We start from the raw sequence: 12,031 nt of genomic DNA on the forward strand, positions 1-12,031 counted from the left end.
TCGCAGAAATAATCATGAGGCCGGGGCCTCCCGGGCTTTGGGTTGGGCGCTGCCTCCCTCTGGCGCGTCGGAGCTTCCATGTGCCCCGAACTCACTTGATGGCTCCGCAGCCGCCCCACCCTCTGCTGCCGGATCCGCCGGCGGTTTCGGCTTCCGGCGCGGCAGGTAGGTGTCGATATCAATGCCCAGCGTCTCGTCGACCAGGTCCGTCAACTCGTTGAGTGAAAAGGGTTTCGGCAGGAAGGCGGCGTCGGCCAGCTCGGGGCCGGAGCGGTCGAGCGCCTCTTCGGCATAGCCCGACATGAAAATCACCGGCGTGCCGGGGTGTTTGGCGCGCGCCTCGGTGATCCAGCTGGGCCCGTCGCGGCCGGGCATGATCACGTCGGAGATGAAGAGATCCACCGCCATGCCGCTGCCCGAAAGCAGCTCCAGCGCGGCCTCGGCGCTGGGGGCCTCCCTTACCTTGTAGCCGCGCAAGGTAAGCGCGCGGCTGGCGAAGGCGCGGACCGGGGCCTCGTCCTCGACCAGCAGGATGTTGCCCCGGGCGCGGCCGCGGAGCCGGCCGCGCGGGACCTCGCGCGGAGCGGGATCGGGCTGTGGCAGCGGCCCGTCGTGGGCCGGCACATAGATCGAGAAGGTGGTGCCTGCGCCCGGCGCGCTTTCGACGAAGATGAAGCCGCCGGTCTGTTTCACGATGCCATAGGCGGTCGACAGGCCGAGGCCCGTGCCTTCGCCCTGCCGCTTGGTGGTGAAGAAAGGCTCGAAGACCTTGCCGAGCTGGTCCTGCGGGATGCCCTGCCCGCCGTCGATCACCCGGATCCGCACGTAGGAGCCCGCGGGCAGGCGCGCGCGGTCGCGGCGCAGCGGTTCCTCGAGGGTGACATGTTCGGTCTCGATGCGGATCTCGCCGCCCTCGGGCATGGCGTCGCGGGCGTTGACCACGAGGTTCATCACGACCTGCTCAAGCTGCCTGCGGTCGCCGCGCACCGGCGGCAGACGCGGGTCATGCGTCAGGATCAGCCGCGTGCGTTCGCCGACCAGCCGGTTCAAGAGATGGGTCAGGTCCGAGAGCGTCTCGCGCATGTCGAAGATGCTGGGGCGCAGGGTCTGCTTGCGCGAAAAGGCCAGGAGCTGGCCGACCAAGCTGGCGGCGCGGTTGGCGTTCTGGCTGATCTGCACGAGGTCCGCGTAATTCGGATCGGCGGCGTCGTGGCGCAGCAGCATGAGGTCGCAATGGCCGGTGATGGCGGTCAGCAAGTTGTTGAAATCATGGGCAACGCCGCCGGCGAGCTGGCCGATGGCCTGCATTTTCTGGCTTTGCACGAATTGCGCTTCGAGGGTCTTGAGCTCGGTCGCGTCGTTCAGAACGGCGATCAGAATGCGGCGCCCGGCCTCGGTCGTGGGGGTCAATGTGACCTGCACGAAGGCCTCGCGGTCGTCGCGGACGAGGCGCAGGAATTCCGAGCGGTTGAGACCGCGGCCCTCGGCCGCCTCGGAGAGCCAGTCGGCGATCGAACGGCCCAAGCCTTCCATGTAGCGCGGCAGGCGGGCGCCCTCTAGCTTCTCGGCCCCGAGGAGCTGGCGGGCGGTTTCCGTGGCAAAGAGGATCGTGCCGTCGCCTGCCACCTTCAGGACCGCCACGGGCAGTTCCGAGAGGCTCTGGTCCGCGCCCACCTTCGGCAGTTCGGCGGGGATCACCGCCAGTTCGCGACAGCCCGGCCGGTCCTCGAGCGCGGCGACATGCGCCTCGCGCGGGCCCTGGGCGGTCTTCAGCCGGTAGATCCGGTCCTCGGCGATGGGGCCGTCGGCCACGAGTTGATCGGCCCGGCGCGGGCGCTGGCCGATCAGCCGCCGCCCGGCGGCGTTCATCGACAGGACCTTGCCATCCTGGCCCAGCGTGACCAGCGGGATCGCGGTTTCCGCGTCTGGTCCCAACCGCTCGATCCGCCAGAGCATCCATTTGCCGAGCGGTCTGAGCGACAGGAGATGCGCGGCGCCGGCCAGCCGGGTTTCGCGGGTGGCGTGGCCTTCGGCCCGGGCGCAGGCCAGGAGCATGTCGGGATCGACCGGCGGATCGGCCCCCGCCAGCCCGGTCCGCAGCGGTGTGTCGGCCCCGAGCGCCAGGGCGGCGCAGGCGGCGGGATTGGCGTAGACCAGCCGCCCCGTGCCATCGGTCACGCAGCCCGGCACCGGGTCGTCGCGGATCAGCGCAACGAGGCCTCGCCGCGCCCCGGGCAGGAGCAGCCAGCGCAGGAGAAGCCCCAGCGCCAGCGCGCCGCCAAGCGCCGCAAGCGTCAGCCCCGGGTCGGGATCAAGCGCCGTCAGCCGGGCCAGCGCAAGCCCGGCCAGGATAAGAAGAACGCCCAGGATCGGCAGCCAAAGCTCCCTCCCGCGCCGCGCGCCCTGCCCCGTATCGCCCGTCATGCCGCAAGTTCCCGGACCGTTCGCTCCGGTCAATCTTTAGGGCAAAGACCTTAACAAAGGCTGAAAGGCGGGGATCAGGCCCCGGCGCGCTGCAGGACCGCGTGGTAGAAGCCGTCGCCCTCGGCGTCGGGCAGCGCAAGCGCCTCGCGCGACAGGAAAAACTCCGGGTGCTCCGCCAGGAAGGCCGCGACCTGGGCCGCGTTCTCGCGCGTGAGCACCGAGCAGGTCGCATAGGCCAGCACCCCGCCCGGGCGCACCAGGGGTGCGACCTCGCGCAGGATCGCGGCCTGGGTCGCGCAGAGCCCGGCAAGCGCCTCGGGCGTCAGCTGCCACTTGGCCTCGGGCGCGCGCCGCCAAGTGCCGCTGCCGGAACAGGGCACATCGGTCAAAACCAGGTCGAAAGGCCCCTCGGGGCGGTCGGTCACGCGCAGATCGGCGCCGGCGCGGGCCGCCCGATCCGGCAGGTCGCGCATCCGGCGGGGATCGGCGTCATGGGCCCAGACCGGGCCGCCGCCGAGCCGGGCGGCCAGGGCCAGGCTCTTGCCGCCGCCGCCCGCGCAGTAGTCGAGGACGCGGTCGCCCGGGGAGAGCGGCAGATCCGCCATGGCGGCCTGGCTCGCGGCGTCCTGCAGCTCGACCAGGCCTTCGCGGAAGGCGCGCGAGCCGGCGACGCGGCGGGGGTTCTCGGTGACGCTCAGCGCGGTCTCGGCGCGGGGGTTGGGCGTGGTGGCGATGCCCTCTTCCGCCAGTGCCTCCGCCGCGACATCGCGGTTTGTTTTCAAAAGGTTGACCCGCAGGATGATCGGCGCACGGGCACGCAGGGTCTGGGCGATCTCCCGGGCTTGATCAATCCCGTGATCGGTGCTGAGCGCCTCCAAGAGCCAGTCGGGCAGATCGCGCGCCTCGGCCTCGGGCACCTCGGGCGCCCGGGCTTCCGCGTCGCTCAGCGGCGCGGGCGCATGGCCTTCTCCGGTGAAGAGCTTCTCGGGCGCGAGGCCCTGTTGCCGCAGAAGCCCGATCATCCGGGCCCGGCCGGTGGTCCCGCCGCCCGCCGCCGCCGAGGAGCGCCACATCCGCAGCGCGTCGAAGACGTGATCGCGCACCGCCGCGCGGTCCTTCGAGCCGGCGAAGCGCGCCCCCCGCGCCCAGCGGGTCAGCGCCTGCTCCGCCGCCATGCCCCCGGCCACGCGGTCGAGGATCTCGACCGCCGCCTGCACCCTTGCGCCTGGCGTCATCTTGGGGCTCAGCCGATCCGGTAGTTCGGGCTTTCGCGCGTGATCGCCACGTCGTGCACGTGGCTCTCACGCAGGCCCGCGTTGGTGATCCGCACAAAGCGGCAGCCGCGGCGCATGTCCTCGACGGTGGCGTTGCCGGTGTAGCCCATGGCGGCGCGCAGACCGCCGACGAGCTGGTGCAGCACGGTGCCCGCGGCGCCCTTGTAGGGGACCTGGCCCTCGATGCCTTCGGGGACGAGCTTGTCGGTGGCGGCGTCCTTCTGGAAGTAGCGGTCGGCCGAGCCGCGCGCCATGGCGCCCATGGAGCCCATGCCGCGGTAGGCCTTGAAGGAGCGGCCCTGGTAGAGGATCACTTCGCCCGGGCTTTCGTCGCTGCCCGCCAGCATCGAGCCCACCATGGCGCAGGAGGCGCCGGCGGCGATGGCCTTGGCGAAATCGCCCGAGAACTTGATGCCGCCGTCGGCGATGATCGGCACGTCGCCGGCCGCCTCGGCGCATTCCATGATCGCGGTGAGCTGCGGCACGCCGACGCCGGCGACCATGCGGGTGGTGCAGATCGAGCCCGGCCCGATGCCGACCTTGACCGCATCGGCGCCCGCGTCGATCAGCGCCCGGGTGGCCTCGGCGGTGGCGACATTGCCGGCGATGACCTGGACCTCGTTGGAGAGCCGCTTGGCCCGGCTGACCGCCTCGATCACGCCGCGGCTGTGGCCATGGGCGGTGTCGATCACCACGATGTCGACCTCGGCGTCGACCAGCGCCTCGGTGCGCTCGAAGCCGCTGTCGCCGACCGAGGTGGCCGCGGCGACGCGCAGCCGTCCGAGCCCGTCCTTGCAGGCGGTGGGGTTGACCACGGACTGCTCGGTGTCCTTCAGGGTCAGAAGGCCGGTGAGCTTGCCCTGGGCGTCGGTGACGAGCAGCTTCTCGATCCGCCGCGCCTTCATAAGGTTGATCGCCTCCTGCCGGTCGGCGGGTTCGGTCAGCACCGCCAGCCGCTCCGAGGTCATCATCGCGTGCACCGGCGTGTCGTCGCGCTCGGCGAAGCGCATGTCGCGGTTGGTCACGATGCCGACCAGGCGGTGGGCCTCGTCGACGACGGGGAAGCCGGTGAAGCCGTAGCGCTCGGTCAGGGCGCGGGCATCGCCCAGCGTCTGGTTCGGTGTCAGCGTGATCGGGTTGTAGACGATGCCGCTTTCGAAGCGCTTGACCCGGCGCACCTCGCGGGCCTGTTCCTCGACCGAGAGGTTCTTGTGGATCACCCCGATGCCGCCCGCCTGGGCCATGGTGATCGCCATGCGGCTCTCGGTCACGGTGTCCATGGCCGAGGACAGGAGCGGGATGTTCAGCGACACCGCCCTGGTCACGCGCGTGCGGGTGTCGGCGGTCGAGGGCAGGACCTCGCTTGCGCCGGGCAGAAGCAGAACATCGTCGAAGGTGAGCGCCTCGCGAATCTCCATGAGCAGACCTCTCGGGTTGGAGCCTCGTTTGGCGCTTCCCTATCGCACGCGACCGAAGGATTGGAAAGGCGCATTCGGGGAAAATCTGGCGGGATGGTTGGGGGGTGGTTTTGGGTTGGGGGCGTGGCGAGGTGGCGTGGTGTGGTGGCCTGGTGGTTTTGCAGAGGCAGCGTGGGTTGTGGGCTGGGGTGTGCTCTGTGGTCCAGGTGTGGCCGGGTCGCGCCTAGTCGCCCCCCCACCGTCTCCGGGGTCCGCCCCGCCCCCCCTGGCAACGACACCCCAACCGAGGGCGCGCGCCGGACCGGGGGCCGGCGCTACTGACCTCCGAGCGAGGCGCTTTATCCCAACAAGGTCAGGGCTAGGGGATAGCTGAGCACGTCACCCTAAGGAGCGCCGGCCCATCGGGCCGGTCCGGCGCGCGCCCGGCACCTTCGGTGCTATTCGGGCGCAAGGGGGCGCGAGGGATGGAAATGATGGGCGTAAATTGTGAATGAGGTGCAAAGAAGGCCGCTTCGCTGCGCGCAAAAAAACATAGAAGACAAGGCTGCCTTCAGATTTCGTGATCCGCCCGAGACCAATCGGCCCTCCCGCTCTCAACAAGCGCTTCCAGAGGGCGCGCGCCGGACCGGGGGCCGGCGCTGCTGCCCTCCGAGCGAGGCGCTTTATCCCGGCAAGGTCAGGACTAACGACGATCTAAGCGCGCCATTCCAAGGAGCGCCGGCCCAAGGGGCCGGTCCGGCGCGCGCCCGGCACCTTCGGTGCTGTTCGGGCGCAAGGGGGCGCGTGGGAAGGGAATGATGGGCGTGGATTGTGACGGGGGTTCAGAGGATGCATCTGAACGCGGCACCAAAACTCGGAACACCAGCTCCCTCCGTTCCCCCCCCCCACAGACCAGACGAACCGCCACCTCCTCCGCGCCCGCACGTCCGCGCCCCCACTCCCCCCTTGCCAGCCCCGCCCACCGCGCTCAAAACTCCCTCCCATGACCCATGGCTACGACACCGGCCGGCTGAACCTGCCCTTCACCGGCATCTGCACCTTTGCCAAGAAACCCTTCGAGCCCGACTGGAACCGGCTCGACGCCGATGCGGCGATCCTCGGCGCGCCCTTCGACGGGGGCACCCAGTGGCGGCCGGGCGCGCGCTTCGGGCCGCGGGCGGTGCGCGAGGCCTCGACGCTTTTCTCCTTCGGCCATTCCGGCGCCTACGACCACGAGGACGACGCCACCTACCTCGGGCCCGACGTGCAGATCGTCGACATGGGCGATGCCGACATCATCCACACCGACACCCAGCAGAGCCACGACAACATCGAGACCGGCGTGCGCGCGGCGCTCAATGCCGCGGCCCTGCCGGTGGTGATCGGCGGCGACCACTCGGTCAACATCCCCTGCCTGCGCGCCTTCGACGACCAGGGCGACATCCACATCCTGCAGATCGACGCCCATCTCGACTTCGTCGACGAGCGCCACGGCGTAAGGCACGGGCACGGCAACCCGATGCGGCGGGCGGCGGAGCGGCCCTATGTCTCGGGGCTGACGCAGCTCGGGATCCGCAATGTCTCCTCCACCGCCAAGGAGGGCTACGACGACGCGCGCGGCATGGGCTCGGACATCCTCTCGGTGCGGCAGGTGCGCAAGCTCGGGCCGCGGGCGACGGCGGCGCGGGTGCCGAAGGGCGCGCGGGTCTATGTGACGCTCGACATCGACGCCTTCTGTCCTTCGATCGCGCCGGGCACGGGCACGCCCTCGCATGGCGGCTTTCTCTACTACGAGGTGCTGGAGATCCTGCAGGAGATCGCCCGGCAGAACGAGGTTGTGGGCCTCGACCTCGTGGAGGTCGCCCCGGCCTATGACCCCGCCGGCGTGACCTCGATCCTCGCGGCGCAGGTCTTGATGAACACGCTTGGCTTCATCTTCCACGCCCGCGCGGCGGGCGGCTGAGCGGGACGCACACGCTCAAAGTTTGGGCAGCGGCTCGGATCGTTCGCAGCGATGGCTCGGAGGAGCGAGCCGATCTCCTTTGTTTTGAAAAAGGCGGGCCGCAGATGTTCGCTTCATAGCCGTTCCCACGCACCCCAGCGTCGCCGCCCCTTGTTCACCCACACGCCTTCTCCGCCCAGCCCTTCCTCGAACCAGCACAACGCTTGACCCACACCGCGCCCCTCAATCGCGCCCCCACGACACAACCGAACCCCCCACCCTGCCCCCGCCCCGCCCGCGGCTCGGCGGCAACCCGCCGCCGGACACCGCGCACAAGGGCTTGAACTCCGGCGCCGAGGGGCGTTCAAACGGAGGGGAGACTCCAGCCCCCACCGGACCCTCACCCTCATGCCGCAGCCGCTCAACGGCCTTGTCATCCTCGATCTCACCCAGGCGCGCGGAGGCCCCTTCGCGGCGCTGAGCCTGGGCGAGCTGGGCGCCAAGGTCATCAAGGTCGAACGCCCCGGGACAGGCGACGCCGGCCGCGCCGTGCCGCCCTTCAAGAGCGGCAAGAGCGCGCTGTTCGCCGCCCAGAACCACGGCAAGGCCTCGATCGCGCTGGACCTGCGCTCCGAGACCGACCGCACCACCTTCGAGCGGCTTCTGGCCCGCGCCGACGTGCTTCTGGAGAACTTCCGCCCCGGCGCGCTCGAGCGGCTGGGCTACGGCTGGGAGGCGCTGCACGCGGCCTACCCCGGGCTGATCTACGGCGCCCTTTCGGGCTTCGGCCAGACCGGGCCCGAGGCCACCCGGCCGGGCTACAGCGGCATCGCCGCGGCGCGCGCGGGCCAGATGGGCCAGGGCCGCACCGGCCAGGCCGAGGTCGCGGGGCTCTACCTCGCGCAAGGCGTGCTGGCCGCGCTCTACGACCGCAGCACCACCGGGCGCGGGCGGCGGGTCGATGTCTCGCTCCTCGACACGGAGTTCGCGCTTCTCGGTCCCGCCTTCGCCGCCGCGGCGGCGGGCAGCAAGACCCCCGAGGAAGGCGCCCCGCCGCCCTTCGCCCCGGTCGAGACGCTGGAGGCCGCCGACGGCGCCTTCGTCCTGGCCGCGGCCAGCGACAAGCTCTTCGAGAAACTCTGCATCGCGCTGGCGCTGCCGCTCAGCGAGGATCCCCGCTTTGCCCGCCCCGAGGCGCGTTGCGCCAACGCGCGGCTCCTGAAGCGGCTGATCGAGGCGGTGACGCTCGAGCAGACCCGCAGCCACTGGCTGCAGAAGCTCACCGCCGCCGGCATCCCCGCCGCGCCGATCCAGAGCCTCGACCAGGCGATGAAGGACCCCCAGCTCCTGGCCCGGACCATGGTGGTCGACGTGCTCGACCGCAACGGCCGCAAGGCGCATCTCGCCCCCGGCAACCCGATCAAGATCTCCGGCGCCGAGGACCGCTCGGCCCGGGGCCCGGCGCCCGATCTCGACGGCAACCGCGGCGAGGTGCTGCGCTGGCTCGACGAGGCGTGAGGCCGCAGCCCGCGCGGGCGGCTTTCACTTCCCGCAAAACCTCATATGGTGCGCGCAAAGAATGCGCCCCCGAGAGGAGTCCATGAGCCAAGATCCCCTCGTCGTCTTCACCCCCTCGGGCAAGCGAGGCCGCTTCCCCGTGGGCACCCCCGTCCTGACCGCCGCGCGCAAGCTCGGCGTCGATCTCGATTCGGTCTGCGGCGGCCGCGGAATCTGTTCGAAGTGCCAGGTCGCGCCCTCCTTCGGGGAGTTCTCGAAACACGGGCTGACCTCGCGCGAGGAGGCGCTGTCGGACTGGAACCGGGTCGAGGCGCGCTACGACGAAAAGCGCGGGCTGAAGCCCGGCCGGCGGCTCGGCTGCCAGGCCGAGATCCGCGGCGACGTGGTGATCGACGTGCCGCCCGAAAGCCAGGTGCACCGGCAGATCGTGCGCAAGGCCGCCAGCGCCCGGGCGATCCCCATGGATCCCGCCACGCGGCTGTATTACGTCGAGGTCGCCGAGCCCGACATGCACGAGCCCTCGGGCGATTTGCAGCGGCTGGAGACGGCGCTGCGCCGCGAATGGGGCATCGAGCGGCTCGAGGCGGACCTCTCGGTCATGGCGGGCCTGCAGCCGACCCTGCGCAAGGGCGGCTGGAAGGTCACCGCCGCGCTTTACCGCGACCACGCGGGCGGCGCGCACAAGCTCACCGCGCTGTTCCCGGGCTTCCACGAGGCGGGGCTCTACGGGCTCGCCATCGACCTGGGCTCGACCACAATCGCGGCGCATCTGACCGACCTCGACACCGGCGCGGTGATCGCCTCCTCGGGGCTGATGAACCCGCAGATCCGCTTTGGCGAAGACCTGATGAGCCGGGTCTCCTACGCGATGATGAACCCCGGCGGCGACCAGGAGATGACCCGCGCCGTGCGCGAGGCCATCGACCGGCTCGCGGTCGAGATCGCCGGCGAGGCGGGCATCGACCCGGCGCATATCCTGGAGCTGACCTTCGTCTGCAACCCGGTGATGCATCACCTGCTCCTGGGCCTCGACCCGGTGGAACTGGGCCAGGCGCCCTTCGCGCTGGCGACCTCGGAAAGCGCGCGGCTGACCGCGCGGGATCTCGACCTCGGCCAGCTGCGCGACGCCGCGCGGGTCTACGTCCTGCCCTGTATCGCGGGGCATGTCGGCGCCGATGCGGCGGCGGTGGCGCTTTCCGAGGAGCCCGGCAAATCCGAGGACCTGGTGCTCATGGTCGATGTCGGCACCAACGCCGAAATCCTCCTGGGCGACACCTCGCGGGTGCTGGCCTGTTCCTCGCCCACCGGCCCGGCCTTCGAGGGGGCGCAGATCTCCTCGGGCCAGCGTGCCGCGCCGGGCGCCATCGAGGCGATCCGCATCGACCCCGAGACCAAGGAGCCGCGCTTCCGGGTGATCGGCTGCGAGCTCTGGTCCGACGAGCCGGGCTTCCTCGATGAGGTCGGCGCCTCGGGCATCACCGGCATCTGCGGCTCGGGCATCATCGAGGCGGTGGCGGAGCTGCGCATCGCGGGGCTGATGGACCCCTCGGGGCTGATCGGCTCGGCCGAGCAGACGGGTTCCGCGCGCTGCGTGCCCGAGGGGCGGACGCATGAATACCTGATCTGGGACGCCAGCGCCGAGGGCGGCCCGCGCATCACCGTGACCCAGGGCGACATCCGCGCGATCCAGCTGGCGAAATCGGCGCTTTACGCGGGCGCGCGGCTCCTGATGGACGAACGCGGGGTCGAGAAGGTCGACCGCGTGGTCCTGGCCGGGGCCTTCGGCGCGCATATCTCGCCGCGCCACGCCATGGTGCTGGGGATGATCCCCGACGTGCCGCTCGACAAGGTGACGAGTGCTGGCAACGCCGCGGGCACCGGCGCGCGCATCGCGCTCTGCAACATCGCCCGCCGCGCCGAAATCGAGCGCATGGTGCGCGAGATCACCAAGGTCGAGACTGCGATCGAGCCGCGCTTCCAGGAGCATTTCGTCGCCGCCAACGCGATCCCGCACAAGACCGACGCCTTCCCGGAGCTGTCGCGGCTGGTCACCCTGCCCCAGGTCAGCTTCGGCGCCGGCGCTGACCGCGAAGGCGGCCGCCGGAGACGGCGGCGGGGGTAGGTCTCTGTCGCCAGGCGCCGTGGCACGGCGGACGTGCGGGCTTTGCCGTCATTTGGTCCGGCCCTGTGATGGCTTAGCAGTCGGCTAGTTCGGCGCCGTGGAGTTTCGCTCGGCCCTGCCGCGCCTCAATCCCACAGAGTTAACGAAACCTTTAGGTATCTGCCGTTTAGACGAAAGGCGTGGGTGTCCCCGCGTCCGAAGCCCTCTGGCTTCGGCCCTACGGTTGTCAGTTGACAACCATTTAGCCGGAGGCTACATATTGCGGCGACCGAAACACCCGGACCGGACCATCGAAAAGGCGCTTCGCGCGCTGGAGGGCCTCGGGTGGTCGGTCCGGAAATCCACGGGCCGCAGCGCCCATGCCTGGGGCATGGTGCGCTGTCCCGAAAACGCCAAGGACCTGTGCCGCAACGGGGTGTTCTGCCAGAACCAGGTCTGGAGCACCCCGCGCAACCCGACGTCCCATGCCCGCCAGCTTCTGCGCATGGCGCAGGGCTGCGTCATCGCCCGGGACAAATCGCAGAAGTGAGCCCGTGAGTAAGCCCATGAGTGACGCCACCGAGTTCGAGTTCGACCTGATCTTCGCCCTGCCCCGCAAGGACCTGGACCAGGACGCCCTGACCGATGCGCTTTTCGAGGCCGGCTGCGACGACGCGCTGATCGGCTTCGGTTCGCCGGGGATGCTGGGCCTCGCCTTCACCCGCGCGGGCGACGAGGCCGAGGCGGTGATCTCCGACGCGCTGCAGGCCGCGCTGTCTGCCCTGCCGGAAGGCACGCGGCTGCGCGAGGTGAAGCCCGATCTGGTGAGCCAGGGCGATGTGGCCGCGCGGCTGCGGGTGACGCGCCAGGCGCTGCAGAAGCGCGAGTTGCCGCCGCCCTCGATCGGCGGGCTCTACCGCGCCGCCGAGATGCAAAGCGCGCTCGAGGCGCAGCCCGGCAAGGTGCAGGCGGCGCTTGAGGACGCGCGCGCCTGGTTCGCCGCCGCCCCCGCCGCGCAACGCATCAACGCGCGCCTGAGCCTCGAGGGCTGAGCTGCCTTCTGAGGGAGAAGTGCCCGCGTCGCCAGGCTGTGGCGTGATGATCGGGTCAGAACGGGGCGCCCTTTCTGTCGATCAGGAACGTATCGCGGCGCTGTCCGGTCATATTCTTTCGCGTCGTCGAAAGTCGCACTGCGGCCTGCGCGCCATGCGGTGCCGATCCCGCGAGCCGCATGGCAGCCTGGAACTGGCTCCGTGTTCCCGCTCCACAGGCTAGGTTAGCGGTGATGGGCCATCACGGCCCCAAAACACCCCCCAAAAGGTCAGCCCTGCTTTCCCAATCCGTCGCCCCACCCCGCAGAGACGCAACTATCGCA

General features: G+C 70.5%; 8 protein-coding genes. 5 read left to right on the forward strand and 3 right to left on the reverse strand.

Going from position 1 to position 12,031, the window contains the following annotated elements:
- Window positions 1-12: 12 nt before the first annotated feature.
- The 3 genes from LR948_RS17360 to guaB all read right to left on the reverse strand — a co-directional run bounded on the left by LR948_RS17360 (window position 13) and on the right by guaB (window position 5,116).
- Window positions 13-2,424 (reverse strand): PAS domain-containing hybrid sensor histidine kinase/response regulator, encoded by a 2,412-nt coding sequence (locus LR948_RS17360; protein WP_232755354.1) that lies wholly within the window; start codon window positions 2,422-2,424, stop codon window positions 13-15.
- A 74-nt stretch (window positions 2,425-2,498) separates the two neighbouring features.
- Window positions 2,499-3,659 carry an RsmB/NOP family class I SAM-dependent RNA methyltransferase gene (locus LR948_RS17365; RefSeq protein WP_232755355.1) on the reverse strand — a complete coding sequence of 387 codons (1,161 nt, stop codon included), beginning with the start codon at window positions 3,657-3,659 and terminating at the stop codon, window positions 2,499-2,501.
- 8 nt (window positions 3,660-3,667) lie between these two features.
- Window positions 3,668-5,116 (reverse strand): IMP dehydrogenase, encoded by a 1,449-nt coding sequence (gene guaB, locus LR948_RS17370; protein WP_232755356.1) that lies wholly within the window; start codon window positions 5,114-5,116, stop codon window positions 3,668-3,670.
- A 982-nt stretch (window positions 5,117-6,098) separates the two neighbouring features.
- On the opposite strand from guaB, the gene speB reads away from it, so the two are divergent.
- From speB to LR948_RS17395, 5 genes are all read left to right on the forward strand, one after another.
- Complete coding sequence (speB, locus tag LR948_RS17375) at window positions 6,099-7,058, forward strand: agmatinase (protein ID WP_232755357.1); 960 nt, start codon at window positions 6,099-6,101, stop codon at window positions 7,056-7,058.
- A 387-nt stretch (window positions 7,059-7,445) separates the two neighbouring features.
- On the forward strand, window positions 7,446-8,555 hold the full coding sequence (locus LR948_RS17380) for a CaiB/BaiF CoA-transferase family protein (RefSeq protein ID WP_232755358.1): 1,110 nt from the start codon (window positions 7,446-7,448) through the stop codon (window positions 8,553-8,555).
- An 82-nt stretch (window positions 8,556-8,637) separates the two neighbouring features.
- On the forward strand, window positions 8,638-10,677 hold the full coding sequence (locus LR948_RS17385; protein ID WP_232755359.1) for an ASKHA domain-containing protein: 2,040 nt from the start codon (window positions 8,638-8,640) through the stop codon (window positions 10,675-10,677).
- Window positions 10,678-10,936: 259 nt separating this feature from the next.
- A complete protein-coding gene (locus LR948_RS17390) occupies window positions 10,937-11,206 on the forward strand; it encodes a hypothetical protein (RefSeq protein ID WP_232755360.1) in 270 nt (89 codons plus the stop codon).
- Between the two features lie 16 nt (window positions 11,207-11,222).
- Entirely contained in the window at window positions 11,223-11,708 is a 486-nt protein-coding gene (locus LR948_RS17395; RefSeq protein ID WP_232755361.1) for a hypothetical protein, read from the forward strand.
- The last annotated feature ends 323 nt before the right edge of the window (window positions 11,709-12,031 follow it).

It is taken from the genome of Roseivivax sp. GX 12232 (assembly GCF_021272185.1).
Lineage (GTDB): Bacteria > Pseudomonadota > Alphaproteobacteria > Rhodobacterales > Rhodobacteraceae > Roseivivax.

Excerpts from the sequence above, each read along its gene's own strand:
- LR948_RS17360 (WP_232755354.1), bottom strand. The coding sequence starts at position 2,424 with ATGACGGGCGATACGGGGCAGGGCGCGCGGCGCGGGAGGGAGCTTTGG.
- LR948_RS17365 (WP_232755355.1), bottom strand. The coding sequence starts at position 3,659 with ATGACGCCAGGCGCAAGGGTGCAGGCGGCGGTCGAGATCCTCGACCGC.
- guaB (WP_232755356.1), bottom strand. The coding sequence starts at position 5,116 with ATGGAGATTCGCGAGGCGCTCACCTTCGACGATGTTCTGCTTCTGCCC.
- speB (WP_232755357.1), top strand. The coding sequence starts at position 6,099 with ATGACCCATGGCTACGACACCGGCCGGCTGAACCTGCCCTTCACCGGC.
- LR948_RS17380 (WP_232755358.1), top strand. The coding sequence starts at position 7,446 with ATGCCGCAGCCGCTCAACGGCCTTGTCATCCTCGATCTCACCCAGGCG.
- LR948_RS17385 (WP_232755359.1), top strand. The coding sequence starts at position 8,638 with ATGAGCCAAGATCCCCTCGTCGTCTTCACCCCCTCGGGCAAGCGAGGC.
- LR948_RS17395 (WP_232755361.1), top strand. The coding sequence starts at position 11,223 with ATGAGTGACGCCACCGAGTTCGAGTTCGACCTGATCTTCGCCCTGCCC.